17 protein-coding genes are annotated in these 17,791 nt (G+C 51.8%); all 17 read left to right on the plus strand.

All coding sequences use genetic code 11. The features are described 5' to 3' along the window. Positions 1-83 precede the first annotated feature (83 nt). The 17 genes from mnmG (at position 84) to pstB (ending at position 17,789) form a co-directional block, all read left to right on the plus strand. On the plus strand, positions 84-1,973 hold the full coding sequence (gene mnmG / locus ACF2G4_RS14395) for a tRNA uridine-5-carboxymethylaminomethyl(34) synthesis enzyme MnmG (RefSeq protein ID WP_243079814.1): 1,890 nt from the start codon (positions 84-86) through the stop codon (positions 1,971-1,973). Between the two features lie 47 nt (positions 1,974-2,020). Next, the gene (rsmG, locus tag ACF2G4_RS14400; RefSeq protein ID WP_409075025.1) at positions 2,021-2,638 is read left to right on the plus strand and encodes a 16S rRNA (guanine(527)-N(7))-methyltransferase RsmG; all 618 of its coding nucleotides are present in this window, start codon (positions 2,021-2,023) and stop codon (positions 2,636-2,638) included. A gap of 713 nt (positions 2,639-3,351) precedes the next feature. Beyond that, a complete protein-coding gene (atpI, locus tag ACF2G4_RS14405) occupies positions 3,352-3,732 on the plus strand; it encodes a F0F1 ATP synthase subunit I (RefSeq protein WP_215848105.1) in 381 nt (126 codons plus the stop codon). Between the two features lie 8 nt (positions 3,733-3,740). Further along, a complete protein-coding gene (gene atpB / locus ACF2G4_RS14410) occupies positions 3,741-4,559 on the plus strand; it encodes a F0F1 ATP synthase subunit A (RefSeq protein WP_215848104.1) in 819 nt (272 codons plus the stop codon). Between the two features lie 48 nt (positions 4,560-4,607). Next, entirely contained in the window at positions 4,608-4,847 is a 240-nt protein-coding gene (gene atpE / locus ACF2G4_RS14415) for a F0F1 ATP synthase subunit C (RefSeq protein WP_003849523.1), read from the plus strand. Between the two features lie 104 nt (positions 4,848-4,951). Next, positions 4,952-5,422: a F0F1 ATP synthase subunit B gene (atpF, locus tag ACF2G4_RS14420; protein ID WP_215848103.1), complete on the plus strand. Its 471-nt coding sequence runs from the start codon at positions 4,952-4,954 to the stop codon at positions 5,420-5,422. 14 nt (positions 5,423-5,436) lie between these two features. Then, positions 5,437-5,970 (plus strand): F0F1 ATP synthase subunit delta, encoded by a 534-nt coding sequence (gene atpH, locus ACF2G4_RS14425; RefSeq protein ID WP_215848102.1) that lies wholly within the window; start codon positions 5,437-5,439, stop codon positions 5,968-5,970. Between the two features lie 14 nt (positions 5,971-5,984). Beyond that, a complete protein-coding gene (gene atpA / locus ACF2G4_RS14430) occupies positions 5,985-7,526 on the plus strand; it encodes a F0F1 ATP synthase subunit alpha (RefSeq protein ID WP_215848101.1) in 1,542 nt (513 codons plus the stop codon). A 52-nt stretch (positions 7,527-7,578) separates the two neighbouring features. Then, a complete protein-coding gene (atpG, locus tag ACF2G4_RS14435) occupies positions 7,579-8,445 on the plus strand; it encodes a F0F1 ATP synthase subunit gamma (protein ID WP_215848100.1) in 867 nt (288 codons plus the stop codon). Positions 8,446-8,475: 30 nt separating this feature from the next. Continuing rightward, positions 8,476-9,873, plus strand: coding sequence for a F0F1 ATP synthase subunit beta (gene atpD / locus ACF2G4_RS14440; RefSeq protein WP_215848099.1), 1,398 nt, complete (start codon positions 8,476-8,478; stop codon positions 9,871-9,873). 24 nt (positions 9,874-9,897) lie between these two features. After that, positions 9,898-10,317, plus strand: coding sequence for a F0F1 ATP synthase subunit epsilon (locus ACF2G4_RS14445; RefSeq protein ID WP_215848098.1), 420 nt, complete (start codon positions 9,898-9,900; stop codon positions 10,315-10,317). A 162-nt stretch (positions 10,318-10,479) separates the two neighbouring features. Beyond that, positions 10,480-11,850, plus strand: a complete 1,371-nt coding sequence (gene glmU / locus ACF2G4_RS14450) for a bifunctional UDP-N-acetylglucosamine diphosphorylase/glucosamine-1-phosphate N-acetyltransferase GlmU (protein ID WP_409075026.1) — start codon at positions 10,480-10,482, stop codon at positions 11,848-11,850. A gap of 145 nt (positions 11,851-11,995) precedes the next feature. After that, positions 11,996-13,825 (plus strand): glutamine--fructose-6-phosphate transaminase (isomerizing), encoded by a 1,830-nt coding sequence (gene glmS / locus ACF2G4_RS14455; protein WP_243079812.1) that lies wholly within the window; start codon positions 11,996-11,998, stop codon positions 13,823-13,825. A 165-nt stretch (positions 13,826-13,990) separates the two neighbouring features. Continuing rightward, complete coding sequence (pstS, locus tag ACF2G4_RS14460) at positions 13,991-15,034, plus strand: phosphate ABC transporter substrate-binding protein PstS (protein WP_215848095.1); 1,044 nt, start codon at positions 13,991-13,993, stop codon at positions 15,032-15,034. An 87-nt stretch (positions 15,035-15,121) separates the two neighbouring features. Then, entirely contained in the window at positions 15,122-16,084 is a 963-nt protein-coding gene (gene pstC, locus ACF2G4_RS14465; RefSeq protein WP_409075027.1) for a phosphate ABC transporter permease PstC, read from the plus strand. After that, positions 16,081-16,971: a phosphate ABC transporter permease PstA gene (pstA, locus tag ACF2G4_RS14470; RefSeq protein ID WP_243079810.1), complete on the plus strand. Its 891-nt coding sequence runs from the start codon at positions 16,081-16,083 to the stop codon at positions 16,969-16,971. The genes pstC and pstA overlap by 4 nt, the downstream gene beginning before the upstream one ends. 44 nt (positions 16,972-17,015) lie before the next feature. Then, the gene (gene pstB, locus ACF2G4_RS14475; RefSeq protein WP_215848092.1) at positions 17,016-17,789 is read left to right on the plus strand and encodes a phosphate ABC transporter ATP-binding protein PstB; all 774 of its coding nucleotides are present in this window, start codon (positions 17,016-17,018) and stop codon (positions 17,787-17,789) included. Positions 17,790-17,791: the final 2 nt, after the last annotated feature.

The raw sequence follows: 17,791 nt of genomic DNA on the forward strand, positions 1-17,791 counted from the left end.
CTTTCCCCCTGCGCTGAATTTAAGTAGAATCCACGGCCCAAGGGAGAACGATCCCTGAATGTCCATCAACGAGGTACCACTTCATGTTTTATCAAGATCCTTTTGACGTCATCGTAATTGGTGGTGGTCATGCGGGTACAGAAGCCGCTATGGCTGCTGCTCGAATGGGTCAGCAAACCCTGTTACTCACCCATAACATTGATACGCTTGGACAAATGTCCTGTAATCCGGCGATCGGTGGCATTGGCAAAGGACATTTGGTGAAGGAAGTGGATGCCTTAGGCGGTTTGATGGCCAGTGCGATCGACCAGGCAGGTATTCAGTTTAGGATACTAAACGCGAGTAAAGGGCCCGCCGTCCGAGCGACACGTGCTCAGGCGGATCGCGTGCTTTACCGTCAGGCAGTACGTACTGCACTTGAGAACCAACCCAACCTGATGATCTTCCAGCAGGCGGTTGACGATCTGATTGTCGAGAACGATCGTGTCGTGGGTGCTGTGACGCAAATGGGCCTGAAGTTCCGTGCAAAAACGGTGGTTCTTACGGTAGGGACTTTCCTCGATGGAAAAATTCATATCGGGCTGGATAACTACAGCGGTGGCCGTGCTGGCGATCCACCTTCCATCCCGCTGGCAAAACGCCTGCGAGCTTTACCACTGCGTGTAAACCGCCTTAAAACCGGTACGCCGCCGCGTATTGACGCACGATCCATCGACTTTAGCGTGTTGTCGCCGCAGCATGGCGATAATCCAATGCCGGTGTTCTCGTTCATGGGGAATGCTTCACAGCATCCTCAACAGGTACCGTGCTGGATCACATATACCAACGAAAAAACCCATGACGTGATCCGCAATAACCTCGATCGTAGCCCAATGTATGCTGGGATCATCGAAGGGATCGGCCCACGTTATTGCCCATCGATCGAAGATAAAGTGATGCGCTTTGCCGATCGTAATGCGCACCAGATCTTCCTTGAGCCTGAAGGCTTGACCAGTAACGAAATTTATCCAAACGGCATCTCAACCAGCTTGCCGTTTGATGTACAGATGCAGATCGTTCGCTCTATGCAAGGGCTGGAAAATGCGAAGATCATTCGCCCAGGCTATGCCATTGAGTATGATTTCTTCGATCCGCGCGATCTTAAGCAGACGCTGGAAAGCAAATATATTCACGGCCTGTTCTTTGCCGGACAAATCAACGGCACTACCGGTTATGAAGAAGCCGCCGCGCAGGGATTATTAGCAGGTCTGAACGCCGCACGTCAGTCTGCCGACAAAGAAGGCTGGGCTCCACGTCGCGATCAAGCTTATCTGGGCGTGTTGGTTGACGACCTCTGCACGCTTGGCACCAAAGAGCCGTATCGCATGTTCACTTCACGCGCGGAGTATCGTTTGATGCTGCGTGAAGACAATGCCGATCTGCGTTTGACTGAAACTGGCCGCGAGCTCGGTTTAGTGGATGACGCTCGCTGGGCGCGTTTTAATCAGAAACTGGAATCCATTGAGCAAGAGCGTCAGCGTCTACGTGATATCTGGGTACACCCGAAATCAGAAAACGTTGCTGACGTGAATACCGTGCTGAGCGCGCCGTTGACTAAAGAAGCCAGCGGTGAAGATCTGCTGCGTCGTCCAGAACTGACGTATCTGAAATTGATGACGTTGAACGGGTTTGGCCCAGCTCTGTCAGATGCGCAGGCTGCTGAACAGGTTGAGGTTCAGGTAAAGTACGAAGGTTACATTGCGCGTCAGCAGGAAGAGATTGATCGCCAGCAGCGTAATGAAAATACCTTACTGCCGGTCGATCTCGATTATCGTCAGGTTAATGGCTTGTCGAATGAAGTGATTGCCAAACTGAACGATCATAAACCGACGTCAATCGGTCAGGCTTCACGCATTTCTGGTATCACACCAGCCGCCATCTCGATTTTGCTCATCTATTTGAAAAAACAGGGTCTGCTGCGCAAAAGCGCCTGACCTGAAACGGGGCGAGGCAACTCGCCCCCGCTGACTGGACTCACGCTGTGATTAACAAACTCACCTCGCTGCTGCAAGCAGCTAATATTTCCCTCTCCGATCAACAAAAACAGCAGCTGATTGGCTACGTATCGCTGCTGGATAAGTGGAATAAAGCTTACAACCTGACGTCAGTACGCGATCCACAGCAAATGTTGGTGCGCCACATTCTCGACAGCATCGTCGTTGCACCACATTTGAAAGGCTCGCGCTTTATTGACGTAGGGACCGGGCCGGGCTTGCCAGGCATTCCGCTGGCGATCGTCATGCCAGAAGCACATTTCACGCTGCTTGATAGTTTGGGAAAGCGTGTACGGTTTTTACGGCAGGTACAGCACGAACTTGGTCTCGAAAATATCACGCCTGTGCAGATTAGGGTGGAGGAGTTTCCTTCGGAGCCGCCTTTTGATGGCGTTATTAGCCGCGCTTTTGCCTCGCTGGAGGACATGGTGAACTGGTGTCATCATCTGCCTGCGCCAGAAGGACGCTTCTTTGCTTTGAAAGGCGTTCGCCCAGACGATGAGATTGCTTCGTTACCTGCCGGATACAAGTTAGATGCTGTTGTCGAGTTGAAAGTGCCTCAGTTGGATGGTGAACGTCATCTGGTCATCATTGGTCGCGAATAGGCATTTAAAGATTGTGGATTAAGGGAAGGTTAAGGTTTCGTCTTAGCAGAAAATGTGGCTAAAAAAACGGCAGTTGATTCTTTTATCGTGCGCGTTTTTTATTAAAGGTGCGCAGGAATAAGGTTAAAAAAGCCAACGGAAATTATCCGAAAAACTCTGTTACATTTAACTTTTAATTCACAATTATTTATCAGAAAGATCACTTATATTGCCGTTCATCTGAATACTGATAGTCACGTCGGAAAATATATCGCAGTAATAACTTGGCGTGCGTAATATGAATTACACACTTTTATTGCACTCTTCGATGTCAACAACATGTTTTTATCGATAATAAGAGATTTGCGACCTGACACTATTTATAACTTGATGATAGTTAAATAAATAACTGCCTGTTAAAAACGGTAAATTGGGTATTGTCACAAAAGTTATTGTAGGTCAGATGCTTATTATGTGATCTAAAGCACGCTTTAAAAGCAAGTCCTGGCTGCATTTTCAGTAGATGGCCTGCCAATTCCAGCGGATTAATCTTTGGAAAAATAGGCGCTCGGAAAGAAATTTAAATAATTGTTCACCTTTTCGCTACTTAGCGATTGAAATCGCAGGTGCGGCCCGTATAATTTGCACGGCTTTTGCTGCTTGACTCAAATGAGTAAAGGCAGTCTTATACGACACGCGACATACCCCTAACGGGGCAGGAGAGTATCAGCGTCATGTCAGTGTCTCTTTACAGTGTGAAATACGCCCGAACCCTGCTGGTTATTCAGCTGGTGACGACTGTCATCATCGGTGCACTCTTTGCTCTGAAAGATGTCCACTGGGGCGTTTCTGCTCTGGCTGGCGGAGCGGCAGCCTGGCTGCCAAACGTGTTGTTTTTGTTTTTAGCCTGGCGCCTGCAGGGGCAAACCCCGGCTTCGGGGCGAGTCGCGTGGAGCTTCGCTTTGGGTGAAATAGCCAAAGTGTTCGCGACCATCATTTTGCTCATTGTGGCGTTGGGTGTATTCGGAGCGGTCTTCTGGCCTCTCGGAATAACCTGGTTATCGGTGCTGGTGGTTCAGATGTTGGCACCGGCGGTAATTAACAACAAAGGGTAAGAGGCATCATGGCTGCAGGAGAAATCTCTACTCCGCAAGAATACATAGGGCACCATCTGAATAACCTTCAGCTGGACCTGCGTACTTTCGAGTTAGTGAATCCGCACGACGCTCCCGCGACGTTCTGGGTATTAAATATCGATTCCATGTTTTTCTCTCTGGTGCTGGGACTGGTTTTCCTGGTGTTGTTCCGTAAAGTGGCGAAAACCGTCACCAGCGGTGTGCCAGGGAAATTACAAGCGGCTATCGAGTTGGTTGTTGGGTTCGTTGATGACAACGTTCGCGACATGTATCACGGTAAGAGCAAACTTATCGCCCCGCTGGCTCTGACAATTTTTGTCTGGGTCTTCTTGATGAACTTCATGGATCTGCTACCTATCGATCTGCTGCCATATATTGGTGAGCATTTCTTAGGCCTGCCGGCGCTGCGCGTCGTGCCGTCTGCAGACGTGAACATCACGTTGTCTATGGCGTTGGGCGTATTTATTTTGATTCTGTTCTACAGCATCAAAATGAAAGGCATTGGCGGCTTCACGAAAGAGCTGACGCTGCAGCCTTTTAATCACCCGATCTTCATCCCTATCAACCTGATTTTGGAAGGTGTGAGCCTGCTGTCTAAACCGGTTTCTCTCGGTTTGCGACTGTTCGGTAACATGTATGCGGGTGAGCTGATCTTTATCCTTATTGCCGGTCTGTTGCCGTGGTGGTCACAGTGGTTGCTGAATGTGCCTTGGGCCATTTTCCACATCCTGATCATTTCGCTACAGGCTTTCATTTTCATGGTCCTCACGATTGTCTATCTGTCGATGGCATCTGAAGAACATTGATTTTTTTCTCAACACTAAGCGTTTAACTGAAACAAACTGGAGACTGTCATGGAAAACCTGAATATGGATCTGCTGTACATGGCTGCCGCTGTGATGATGGGCCTGGCGGCAATCGGTGCTGCGATCGGTATCGGCATCCTCGGAGGAAAATTCCTGGAAGGCGCTGCTCGTCAGCCTGACCTGATTCCTCTGCTGCGCACGCAGTTCTTTGTTGTAATGGGTCTGGTGGATGCAATCCCGATGATCGCTGTTGGTCTGGGTCTCTACGTGATGTTTGCTGTCGCCTAAAGCCCTTTGTTCACTCATCACATGTTGTGTACGAGTGAACGGATTCTGCCGTTTATCTTTGATAACGGCAGAAAAGTTAAATACTTAATTAGAGGCATTGTGCTGTGAACATTAATGCAACAATCCTCGGCCAGGCCATCGCGTTCATCCTGTTTGTCGCGTTCTGCATGAAGTACGTATGGCCACCGATTATGGCTGCCATCGAAAAGCGCCAGAAAGAAATTGCTGAAGGCCTTGCTTCTGCTGAACGCGCGAAGAAAGATTTGGATCTCGCGCAGGCTAATGCGACCGACCAGCTGAAAAAAGCCAAAGAAGAAGCCCAGGTCATTATCGAGCAAGCGAACAAGCGTCGCGCGCAGATCATGGACGAAGCCAAAACCGAAGCTGAGAACGAACGTAATCGAATCGTTGAACAAGCGCAGGCTGAAATTGATGCTGAGCGTAAACGTGCACGTGAAGAACTGCGTAAGCAAGTCGCGTTGCTGGCAATAGCTGGTGCCGAGAAGATCATCGAACGTTCCGTGGATGAAGCTGCTAACAGCGACATCGTTGATAAACTGGTCGCTGAACTGTAAGGAGGGAGGGGCTGATGTCTGATCTAATTACTGTAGCTCGCCCCTACGCCAAAGCAGCTTTTGACTTTGCTGTTGAGCATCAAAGTATTGAACGCTGGCAAAAAATGTTGGCGTTTGCCGCAGAAGTGGCTCGCAATGAACAGATGGCAGAACTCCTTTCCGGTGCTTTGGCGCCGGAAGCTTTGTCTGCTTCTTTCAACGCAGTCTGTGGTGATCAACTGGATGAACCCGCGCAGAACCTGATTAAGGTGATGGCGGAAAACGGACGTTTGACAGCGCTTCCAGCTGTACTGGATCAATTCATTCAACTGCGTGACGCCCATGAAGCGACAGCGGAAGTTGACGTGATTTCTGCCAGTACACTGAGTGACGACCAGCTGACTAAAATCAGCACCGCGATGGAAAAACGTCTGTCACGCAAAGTTAAGCTGAATTGCAAAATTGATAAGTCCGTAATGGCAGGCGTGATCATCCGTTCGGGTGATCTAGTGATTGATGGCAGCGTACGCGGCCGTCTTGAGCGTCTGGCAGACGTCTTGCAGTCTTAAGGGGACTGGAGCATATGCAACTGAATTCCACCGAAATCAGCGAACTGATCAAGCAGCGCATTGCTCAGTTCAATGTCGTGAGTGAAGCTCACAACGAAGGTACTATCGTTTCTGTAAGTGACGGTATCATCCGCGTACACGGCCTGGCCGATGTCATGCAGGGTGAGATGATTGCCCTGCCGGGTAGCCGTTACGCTATCGCCCTGAACCTCGAGCGTGACTCTGTAGGTGCAGTGGTGATGGGTCCGTACTCTGACCTTGCCGAAGGCATGAAAGTTAAGTGTACTGGCCGTATCCTGGAAGTTCCAGTTGGCCGTGGCCTGCTGGGCCGCGTGGTGAACACTCTGGGTGCACCTATTGACGGTAAAGGCGCAATCGACAACGACGGCTTCTCGCCAGTTGAAGTGATTGCTCCGGGTGTTATCGACCGTCAGTCAGTCGACCAGCCGGTTCAAACCGGTTACAAATCTGTCGATGCGATGATTCCAATCGGCCGTGGCCAGCGTGAGCTGATCATCGGTGACCGTCAGACCGGTAAAACCGCGATGGCGATCGATGCCATTATCAACCAGCGTGATTCAGGCATTAAATGTGTCTACGTTGCGATTGGTCAGAAAGCATCAACCATTTCTAACGTGGTGCGTAAGCTGGAAGAGCATGGCGCATTGGCGAACACCATCGTGGTGGTTGCTTCTGCTTCAGAATCTGCAGCACTGCAGTATCTGTCTCCGTACGCAGGTTGTGCGATGGGCGAATACTTCCGTGACCGCGGTGAAGATGCACTGATCGTGTACGATGACTTGTCTAAGCAGGCTATCGCTTACCGTCAAATTTCACTGCTGCTGCGCCGTCCACCAGGTCGTGAAGCTTTCCCTGGCGACGTGTTCTATCTCCACTCTCGTCTGCTGGAACGTGCATCACGCGTAAGCGCTGATTACGTTGAGCGTTTCACCAACGGTGAAGTGAAAGGCCAAACCGGTTCTCTGACCGCGCTGCCAATCATCGAAACTCAGGCGGGTGACGTTTCTGCGTTCGTTCCGACCAACGTAATCTCGATTACTGATGGTCAGATCTTCCTGGAATCCAACCTGTTTAACTCCGGTATTCGTCCGGCCGTTAACCCTGGTATTTCGGTATCCCGTGTGGGTGGTGCAGCGCAGACCAAGATCATCAAGAAACTGTCCGGTGGTATTCGTACCGCGCTGGCACAGTATCGTGAACTGGCTGCGTTCTCGCAGTTCGCTTCTGATCTGGACGATGCAACCCGTAAACAGCTGAGCCACGGTCAGAAAGTGACCGAGCTGCTGAAGCAGAAACAGTATGCGCCGATGTCTGTTGCGCAACAGGGTCTGGTTCTGTTCGCTGCTGAGCGCGGTTATCTGAACGACGTTGAAATTGCTAAAATCGGCAGCTTCGAAGCTGCACTGCTGGCCTTCGCCGATCGCGATCACGCCGAGCTGATGCAGGAAATCAACCAATCTGGCAACTTTAACAACGAAATCGAAGCGAAGCTGAAAGGCCTGCTCGATACGTTCAAAGCAACCCAGTCCTGGTAATGTCTGGCGGCTTGTCTGAAAAGGCAAGCCGCAAGGCTTTGAGGAGAAGCTAATGGCCGGCGCAAAAGAGATACGTAGTAAGATCGGAAGCGTAAAAAATACGCAGAAGATCACCAAAGCGATGGAAATGGTCGCCGCCTCCAAAATGCGTAAAACGCAGGAACGCATGGCAGCCAGCCGTCCGTATGCAGACACCATGCGCAAAGTGATTGGTCACCTTGCGTTAGGTAATCTGGAATACAAGCACCCTTACCTGCAAGAGCGTGACGTCAAGCGCGTCGGCTACCTGGTCGTTTCAACTGACCGCGGGCTTTGTGGTGGTTTGAACATTAACCTGTTCAAAAAATTGCTGGCAGAGATGAAATCCTGGTCTGATAAAGGCGTGCAGAGCGATCTGGCGATTATCGGTTCCAAAGGGATGTCATTCTTCGGCTCTGTAGGTGGCAACATCGTGGCGCAAGTCAGCGGCATGGGAGATAAACCTTCCCTGTCAGAACTGATTGGCCCAGTAAAAGTGATGTTGCAGGCTTATGATGAAGGCCGCATCGACAAGCTGTATATCGTCAGCAACAAGTTTAATAACACCATGTCTCAGACTCCGACCATTACCCAACTGCTGCCGTTACCGCCAGCGGAAGGTGAAGCAGAGATGAAGGCGAAGACCTGGGATTACCTGTACGAACCCGATCCGAAAGCGCTGCTGGATACCCTGCTGCGTCGTTATGTCGAATCGCAGGTGTATCAGGGTGTGGTGGAAAATCTGGCCAGTGAGCAGGCCGCACGTATGGTAGCGATGAAAGCCGCAACCGATAACGGCGGAAATCTGATCAAAGAGCTGCAGTTGGTATACAACAAAGCTCGTCAGGCCAGCATCACCCAGGAACTTACCGAGATCGTCTCGGGGGCCTCCGCGGTTTAACCAGGTTTGGAATTAGGTAGAGGATTCAAGATGGCAACTGGAAAGATTGTCCAGATTATCGGCGCCGTTGTTGACGTCGAATTCCCTCAGGACGCGGTACCAAAAGTGTACAGCGCCCTCGAGGTTCAGAATGGTGATGCTCGTCTGGTGCTGGAAGTACAGCAGCAGCTGGGCGGCGGCGTAGTACGTACCATCGCAATGGGTACGTCTGACGGTCTGAAGCGTGGTCTGGCAGTTAACGACCTGCAGAAACCGATTCAGGTTCCCGTCGGTAAAGCGACCCTGGGCCGTATCATGAACGTGCTGGGCGAGCCAATCGACATGAAAGGCGAGCTGAAAGAAGAAGACGGCAGTGCAGTAGAGATCGCCTCTATTCACCGCGCAGCACCTTCTTATGAAGATCAGTCAAACTCGCAGGAATTGCTGGAAACCGGCATCAAGGTTATCGACCTGATGTGTCCGTTCGCTAAGGGCGGTAAAGTCGGTCTGTTCGGTGGTGCGGGTGTAGGTAAAACCGTAAACATGATGGAGCTGATCCGTAACATCGCGGCTGAGCACTCAGGTTATTCGGTATTTGCTGGTGTGGGTGAGCGTACTCGTGAGGGTAACGACTTCTACCACGAAATGACTGACTCCAACGTTATCGATAAAGTTGCACTGGTGTATGGCCAGATGAACGAGCCGCCGGGTAACCGTCTGCGCGTTGCACTGACCGGTCTGACCATGGCGGAAAAATTCCGTGATGAAGGCCGCGACGTTCTGCTGTTCATCGACAACATCTATCGTTATACCCTGGCCGGTACGGAAGTATCTGCTCTGTTGGGTCGTATGCCATCTGCGGTAGGTTATCAGCCAACGCTGGCAGAAGAGATGGGTGTGTTGCAGGAGCGTATTACCTCCACCAAGACCGGTTCAATCACCTCTGTTCAGGCCGTTTACGTTCCTGCGGATGACTTGACTGACCCGTCTCCAGCGACCACCTTCGCCCACTTAGACTCAACCGTAACGCTGAGCCGTCAGATCGCTTCTCTGGGTATCTACCCAGCAGTTGATCCGCTGGACTCTACCAGCCGTCAGCTGGATCCGTTGGTTGTTGGTCAGGAGCACTACGATGTTGCTCGTGGCGTGCAGTCACTGCTGCAGCGTTATCAAGAACTGAAAGACATCATCGCCATCCTTGGTATGGACGAGCTGTCTGAAGAAGACAAACTGCTGGTGGCACGTGCGCGTAAGATTCAGCGCTTCCTGTCTCAGCCGTTCTTCGTGGCCGAAGTATTTACCGGTTCACCGGGCAAATACGTTTCGCTGAAAGACACCATCCGTGGCTTTAAAGGCATCATGGACGGTGAATTCGACCACCTGCCAGAGCAGGCTTTCTACATGGTCGGTTCTATCGACGAAGCGGTAGAAAAAGCGAAGAAACTGTAATAACGGTTTCCCGGGAGGAAAGATATGGCTATGACTTATCACCTGGATGTTGTCAGCGCAGAGCAGCAGTTATTCTCTGGTCTGGTACAGAAAATCCAGGTGTCAGGTAGCGAAGGTGAGCTGGGGATTTTTCCTGGTCACGCCCCGCTTCTGACTGCCATTAAGCCTGGAATGATCCGTATCGTGAAACAGCACGGCGAAGAGGAGTTTATTTACCTCTCTGGCGGCGTGCTGGAAGTGCAGCCGGGTAGCAGCACCGTTCTGGCCGATACCGCAATTCGCGGTACCGATCTGGACGAAGCGCGTGCTCTGGAAGCAAAACGTAAAGCAGAAGAGCACATCAACAGCAGCCACGGCGACGTGGATTATGCTCAAGCCTCTGCCGAGCTGGCGAAAGCCATTGCTAAACTGCGCGTGATCGAGCTGACCAAAAAAGCGATGTAATCCGGCTTTATGCGTCACGAAATGCCAGCCCTTTGGGCTGGCATTTTTTTTGTCTAAAAGCCATGAAGCAAGAGCCTACCTAATTTCGGCCCGAGAAAAATGTAGTAATCTCAACCCTAAACCGTTTAACTTTCCGCAGTCAAAAATTCAGTCAGGATGATTATGTCTATTAGCGCGATGAGTGTGGTGATCCTTGCCGCTGGCAAGGGCACACGTATGTATTCCGATGTGCCAAAAGTTTTACATACTTTGGCAGGTAAGCCGATGGTTCAGCATGTGATTGACGCCGCCAAAGGTCTTGGTGCGCAGCATGTTCATCTGGTTTATGGGCACGGCGGCGATCGACTCAAAGCAACGTTAACCGACAGTGCCTTGAACTGGGTATTACAGGCTGAGCAATTAGGCACTGGCCATGCAATGCAGCAGGCAGCGCCATTTTTTGGTGACGATGAAGACATTCTGATGCTGTACGGAGACGTTCCTCTTATATCAGAGGCCACGTTACAGCGTTTACGTGATGCGAAACCACAAGGTGGTATCGGATTACTCACAGTAGTGCTAGATAATCCAAGCGGATATGGTCGCATTGTACGTGAGAATGAAACAATCGTTGGAATTATTGAACAAAAAGACGCCACACCTACACAACTCTCTATTAATGAAATCAACACTGGCATCCTGATCGCCAATGGCGGTGATTTAAAACGCTGGTTGGCACAGCTCACCAACAACAATGCGCAGGGTGAATATTACATCACTGACATTATTGCGTTAGCGCACCAGGAAGGCCGACTGATCAATGCGGTGCATCCGGCACGCATCAGCGAAACGGATGGCGTGAATAACCGTCTGCAACTCGCAACCCTGGAACGCACCTATCAAGCTGAACAAGCGGAGAAGCTGCTGTTGGCTGGGGTTATGCTGCGCGATCCGGCGCGCTTTGATCTGCGCGGTACGCTGGCACACGGTCGCGATATCGAAATCGATACTAACGTCATTATTGAAGGTCAGGTGACGTTGGGCCATCGCGTTAAAATCGGCGCGGGCTGCATCATTAAAAACAGTGTGATTGGCGATGATTGCGAAATCAGCCCCTATTCGGTGATCGAGGATGCGAATCTCGCTCAGGAATGTACGGTGGGTCCTTTCGCTCGCCTGCGTCCCGGCAGCGAGCTGGCGCAAGCCGCGCACGTTGGCAACTTTGTCGAAATGAAAAAAGCGCGCTTGGGCAAAGGCTCTAAAGCAGGCCACCTTTCTTATCTGGGCGACGCTGAGATTGGCGCTAATGTAAACATTGGCGCAGGTACCATCACTTGTAATTACGACGGCGCGAATAAGTCTAAAACCATTATCGGTGATGACGTCTTTGTTGGTTCGGATACGCAACTGGTCGCACCGGTAACGGTGGCTGCGGGGGCGACAATCGCGGCAGGTACCACGGTAATGAAGGATGTCACTGGCGCTGAGCTGGTCTATAACCGTAAAGAGCAGAATCACAAAGCGGGATGGCAACGTCCGCAGAAGAAAAAATAAATTTTTTACGGCTCGCCTTGAGCGAGCCGCTGCACGTCCAAAACTATAATCCCCACTCTCTACAAGGCTCGGGGAACCGGCAAAGCCGGAAATCAGGTCGTATGACAACGAAAATGGCGAAGAGCCATGAAGTCAGGAAACTATTATGTGTGGAATTGTTGGTGCAGTAGCACAACGCGATATCGCAGAAATTCTGTTAGAGGGTCTGCGTCGTCTTGAGTATCGCGGGTATGACTCGGCAGGTTTGGCCGTGGTGGATCGCCAAGGGCACGTCACGCGCCTGCGTCGTTTAGGAAAAGTACACAAACTGGCTGAAGCCGCAGAACAGCAGCCGCTAATCGGGGGTACCGGGATTGCTCACACGCGTTGGGCAACGCACGGTGAACCCTCAGAGGCCAATGCGCATCCGCATATTTCAGAGCACATCATCATCGTGCACAACGGCATTATTGAGAACCATGAACCGCTGCGTGAATTGCTGATCGGTCGCGGTTATCACTTTGCCTCAGAAACCGACACCGAAGTGGTGGCGCATCTGGTGCATTGGGAGCAGAAGCAGGGCGGATCGCTGCGTGAAGTGGTATTGCGTGTCATTCCTCAGCTGCGTGGTGCGTATGGCATGGTAATCATGGACAGCCGCGATCCCTCGCTGCTGGTGGCGGCTCGTTCGGGCAGTCCGCTGGTGATTGGACGTGGCGTGGGCGAAAACTTTATCGCCTCCGATCAGCTGGCGCTGCTGCCGGTAACGCGTCGCTTCATCTACCTGGAAGAGGGCGATATCGCTGAAGTGACTCGCCGCGACGTGACTATTCTTGATCGCGCAGGCCAGCAGGTCACGCGTGCAGAAATTGAATCGAACGTGCAATACGATGCGGGTGACAAAGGCATCTATCGCCACTATATGCAGAAAGAGATTTACGAGCAGCCAATGGCGATCAAAAACACCTTAACCGGTCGTTTTAGCCACGGAGAAGTTGATCTCAGCGAATTGGGCCCACAAGCCGAAACATTGCTGAGCCAGGTTGAGCATATCCAGATTATTGCCTGCGGCACGTCATACAACTCGGGGATGGTGTCGCGCTACTGGTTTGAGTCGCTGGCTAATATTCCTTGTGATGTGGAAATCGCCTCTGAATTTCGCTATCGCAAATCGGCGGTGCGCAAAAATAGCCTGCTGATCACCTTGTCACAGTCGGGTGAAACTGCCGACACGCTGGCCGCGCTGCGCCTGTCTAAAGAGCTGGGCTATCTCGGTTCGTTGGCGGTGTGCAACGTAGCGGGTTCATCGCTGGTGCGTGAATCTGATTTAGCGTTAATGACCAAAGCGGGCACTGAAATCGGTGTGGCATCGACCAAAGCGTTTACTACCCAGCTCGCTGTGCTGCTGATGCTGGTGGCAAAGCTGGGTCGCCTGAATGGCATGTCTGTTGAGACTGAACATGAAATTGTGCACGGTCTACAAGCGCTGCCAAGCCGCATTGAACAGATGCTGGCGCAGGATAAGCTGATTGAAAACCTGGCTGAAGGTTTCTCTGATAAACATCATGCGCTGTTCCTTGGCCGTGGCGATCAATACCCGATCGCGATGGAAGGGGCGCTGAAATTGAAAGAGATCTCCTATATTCATGCAGAAGCCTATGCGGCAGGTGAACTGAAACATGGCCCGCTGGCACTGATTGATGCGGATATGCCTGTGATTGTGGTCGCGCCGAACAATGAGCTGCTGGAAAAACTGAAGTCGAACATAGAGGAAGTTCGCGCACGCGGCGGTTTGCTGTATGTGTTTGCCGATCAAGATGCCGGTTTCAGCGACAGCGAAGGAATGAAGATCATTCCATTGCCGCATGTGGAAGAGGTGATTGCGCCAATCTTCTACACCGTGCCGCTCCAACTGCTCTCTTATCACGTCGCGTTGATCAAAGGCACCGACGTCGACCAACCGCGTAACCTGGCAAAATCGGTTACGGTGGAATAAAAAACGGGCCCCGATGTGGGCCCGCTTCATTTCTGCACGCTGTCATATAACTGTCATATTTCGTACATTTCACTGTAACCAAACTGTCCTATTTTCCCTCCAGCAGCAATCACAAAATCTTACTAAAACGGCTTTGAGCCTGAGATTAACTCCCCTGGAGGGAACATGACACTGATGCGTAGCACCGTAGCCCGAATCCTCGCCGCCACCTTCGCCGTAAGCGCGGTCTCTGCTTATGCAGCCACCGATCTGACGGGCGCAGGCGGGACGTTCCCGGCGCCGGTTTATGCCAAGTGGGCAGCAGAATATCAGCAAGCCACAGGTAGCAAAATCAACTATCAGGGTATTGGTTCTTCGGGTGGCGTGAAACAAATTATCGCCAAGACCGTGGATTTTGGTGCGTCAGATGCGCCAATGAAAGATGAAGATCTGCAAAAAAATGGCCTGTTCCAGTTTCCAACCGTGATCGGTGGTGTAGTGCTGGCGGTTAACCTGCCGGGCATCAAATCGGGCGAACTGACGCTGGATGGCAAAACCGTCGGCGACATCTATCTGGGCACCATTAAAAAGTGGAACGATCCGGCGATTACCAAGCTGAACCCAGGCGTCAAACTGCCAGAAACTAACATCAACGTGGTTCGCCGCGCTGACGGTTCCGGCACCTCATTCGTTTTCACCAGCTACCTGGCGAAAGTGAATGAAGAGTGGAACAGCAAAATTGGTAAAGGCAACACCGTTAACTGGCCGACCGGTTTAGGCGGAAAAGGTAACGATGGCGTGGCGGCGTTTGTACAGCGTCTGCCTGGTTCAATTGGTTACGTTGAATATGCCTATGCCAAACAGAACAACCTGACGTACACCAAGCTGATGGATGCCGATGGCAAAGCGGTTGCACCAAGCGAAACCAGCTTCAGCAATGCCGCGAAAGGCGCAGACTGGAGCAAATCTTTTGCCCAGGATCTGACGTTCCAGAAAGGCGACGACGCCTGGCCAATCTCTTCAACCACGTTCATTTTGCTGTACAAGGATCAGGCTAACGCTGACAAAGGTAGCGAAGTGCTGAAGTTCTTCGACTGGGCCTATAAAAATGGTGATAAAACCGCCACCAGCCTGGATTACGCCACCTTGCCAGACAGCGTGACTGAACAAATTCGCTCTGCCTGGAAAGCCAATATCAAAGACAGTTCTGGCAAAGCGCTTTACCAGTAAGTGAATGACCCTGATCGGACATCTGTTCGTTCAGACCTCATGGGCGGCGTTGAGCCGCCCTGATAACCTCTGAAGACTGAGACTTCTATGGCTGCAACGAAGCCGGCATTCAAAGCTCCAAGCAAGCAAGGCGACAAGATTTTCGGCGCGCTGGTAAAACTCTCCGCGATCATTGTGCTGTTGCTGATGGGCGGCATTATTGTCTCCCTGATTATCTCCTCCTGGCCAAGCATTCAGAAATTTGGTTTCTCATTTTTATGGACCAAAACCTGGGATGCGCCTAACGAACAATTTGGTGCGCTGGTACCGATCTACGGCACTATCGTTACCTCTGTCATCGCCTTGGTCATCGCGGTACCGGTGAGTTTTGGTATTGCGCTGTTCCTGACTGAACTCTCTCCGAACTGGTTACGTCGCCCGCTCGGTACTGCCATCGAATTGCTGGCGGCCATTCCAAGTATCGTTTACGGCATGTGGGGCCTGTTTGTTTTCGCTCCGCTGTTTGCCGAGTACTTTCAGACGCCGGTGGGTGAAGTGCTGTCAGGCATTCCAATTGTTGGCGAGCTGTTTACCGGCCCGGCTTTCGGTATTGGTATCCTCGCGGCAGGCGTGATCCTCGCCATCATGATCATCCCTTACATCGCCTCGGTGATGCGTGATGTGTTTGAGCAAACCCCGGTGATGATGAAAGAGTCTGCTTACGGCATCGGTTGCACCACTTGGGAAGTGATCTGGCGCATCGTGCTGCCGTTCACCAAAAACGGTGTGATTGGCGGCATCATGTTGGGGCTGGGCCGCGCCCTCGGTGAAACCATGGCAGTGACCTTTATCATCGGGAACACCTACCAACTCGATAGTGCCTCGTTGTTTATGCCGGGTAACAGCATTACCTCGGCATTGGCGAATGAGTTCGCGGAGGCAGAGTCCGGCGTTCACGTTGCCGCACTGATGGAGCTGGGTCTGATCCTGTTTGTGATCACGTTTATCGTTTTGGCGATTTCTAAATTGATGATTTTACGCCTGGCGAAAAGTGAAGGAGCGCGCTCATGACAACAATTGAATTGCAGGCGCGCACTGAGCTTGAGCAGTCACGCCGTAAGATGCAGTCCTGGCGCAGTACAAAAAACAAGATTGCGCTGACGCTGTCGCTACTGACCATGGTTTTTGGCCTGTTCTGGCTGGTATGGATTCTCTATACCACCGTTTCACGCGGGCTGGATGGTTTGTCGTGGGAACTGTTTACCGAATCCACGCCGCCACCGAATACGGCAGGCGGCGGTTTAGCCAATGCTTTAGCGGGCAGCGGCCTGCTGATTTTCTGGTCGACCTTTTTCGGTACGCCGCTGGGCATCCTGGCGGGCGTTTACCTGGCTGAATATGGGCGTAAACACTGGTTGGCGGAGGTGATTCGTTTCATCAACGACATTCTGCTGTCAGCGCCGTCGATTGTGGTCGGCCTGTTTGTCTACACCATCGTGGTGGCGCAGATGCAGCACTTCTCCGGTTGGGCTGGTGTGATTGCATTGGCACTGTTACAGGTCCCGATCGTGATCCGTACTACGGAAAACATGCTGCGATTGGTTCCCGATACCATGCGAGAAGCGGCTTACGCGCTGGGTACGCCAAAATGGAAGATGATCTCAGCCATCACGCTAAAAGCCTCAGTGTCGGGCATTATCACCGGTGTGCTGCTGGCCATCGCGCGTATCGCCGGTGAAACCGCACCGCTGCTGTTTACTGCGCTGTCGAACCAGTTCTGGAGCACCGACATGATGCAGCCGCTGGCTAACTTGCCGGTCACCATTTTTAAATTCGCTATGAGCCCGTTTGCCGAATGGCAGAGCCTGGCCTGGGCTGGCGTACTGATTATTACCTTGTGCGTGCTGCTACTGAATATCATAGCGCGTGTGATTTTCGCCAAAGGTAAACACGGTTAACTTCCGGTGCTGCCCTGCGCGGCACCGTTTAAGAGAGACGAACAATGCGTAACGCGACTTCATCTGCCGATAAAATTCAGGTCCGTAATCTGAACTTCTATTACGGCAAGTTTCACGCGCTGAAAAATATTAATCTGGATATTGCTAAAAATCAGGTTACGGCGTTTATCGGCCCGTCGGGCTGCGGCAAATCCACCTTGCTGCGCACCTTCAATAAAATGTATTCGCTCTACCCTGAACAGCGTGCTGAAGGGGACATCCTGCTGGATGGCGATAACATTTTGGCCACGCATCAGGATATCGCGCTGTTACGCGCTCGCGTGGGCATGGTATTTCAAAAGCCAACCCCGTTCCCGATGTCGATTTATGACAACATTGCCTTTGGCGTGCGTCTGTTTGAGAAGCTGTCGCGGGCTGACATGGACGAGCGCGTGCAATGGGCGCTGACCAAAGCGGCGCTGTGGAATGAAACCAAAGACAAGCTGCATCAGAGCGGTTACAGTCTTTCCGGCGGTCAGCAGCAGCGCCTGTGCATTGCTCGCGGCATCGCCATTCGCCCGGAAGTTCTGCTGTTAGATGAGCCTTGTTCCGCGCTCGACCCGATCTCCACCGGGCGCATTGAAGAGCTAATCACCGAGCTGAAGCAGGATTACACCGTGGTGATTGTTACCCACAACATGCAGCAGGCGGCGCGTTGTTCCGACCACACCGCATTTATGTATCTGGGCGAACTTATTGAATTCAGCGATACCGACACGCTGTTCACTAAGCCTGCGCAGAAACAAACTGAAGATTACATTACTGGCCGCTACGGCTGATT

Source organism: Pantoea phytostimulans (assembly GCF_046118715.1).
Taxonomy (GTDB): domain Bacteria; phylum Pseudomonadota; class Gammaproteobacteria; order Enterobacterales; family Enterobacteriaceae; genus Pantoea; species Pantoea phytostimulans.

Coding starts and splice junctions, on each gene's coding strand:
- mnmG (WP_243079814.1), top strand. CDS start 84: ATGTTTTATCAAGATCCTTTTGACGTCATCGTAATTGGTGGTGGTCAT.
- atpI (WP_215848105.1), top strand. CDS start 3,352: ATGTCAGTGTCTCTTTACAGTGTGAAATACGCCCGAACCCTGCTGGTT.
- atpB (WP_215848104.1), top strand. CDS start 3,741: ATGGCTGCAGGAGAAATCTCTACTCCGCAAGAATACATAGGGCACCAT.
- atpE (WP_003849523.1), top strand. CDS start 4,608: ATGGAAAACCTGAATATGGATCTGCTGTACATGGCTGCCGCTGTGATG.
- atpH (WP_215848102.1), top strand. CDS start 5,437: ATGTCTGATCTAATTACTGTAGCTCGCCCCTACGCCAAAGCAGCTTTT.
- atpA (WP_215848101.1), top strand. CDS start 5,985: ATGCAACTGAATTCCACCGAAATCAGCGAACTGATCAAGCAGCGCATT.
- atpG (WP_215848100.1), top strand. CDS start 7,579: ATGGCCGGCGCAAAAGAGATACGTAGTAAGATCGGAAGCGTAAAAAAT.
- atpD (WP_215848099.1), top strand. CDS start 8,476: ATGGCAACTGGAAAGATTGTCCAGATTATCGGCGCCGTTGTTGACGTC.
- ACF2G4_RS14445 (WP_215848098.1), top strand. CDS start 9,898: ATGGCTATGACTTATCACCTGGATGTTGTCAGCGCAGAGCAGCAGTTA.
- glmU (WP_409075026.1), top strand. CDS start 10,480: ATGTCTATTAGCGCGATGAGTGTGGTGATCCTTGCCGCTGGCAAGGGC.
- glmS (WP_243079812.1), top strand. CDS start 11,996: ATGTGTGGAATTGTTGGTGCAGTAGCACAACGCGATATCGCAGAAATT.
- pstS (WP_215848095.1), top strand. CDS start 13,991: ATGACACTGATGCGTAGCACCGTAGCCCGAATCCTCGCCGCCACCTTC.
- pstC (WP_409075027.1), top strand. CDS start 15,122: ATGGCTGCAACGAAGCCGGCATTCAAAGCTCCAAGCAAGCAAGGCGAC.
- pstA (WP_243079810.1), top strand. CDS start 16,081: ATGACAACAATTGAATTGCAGGCGCGCACTGAGCTTGAGCAGTCACGC.
- pstB (WP_215848092.1), top strand. CDS start 17,016: ATGCGTAACGCGACTTCATCTGCCGATAAAATTCAGGTCCGTAATCTG.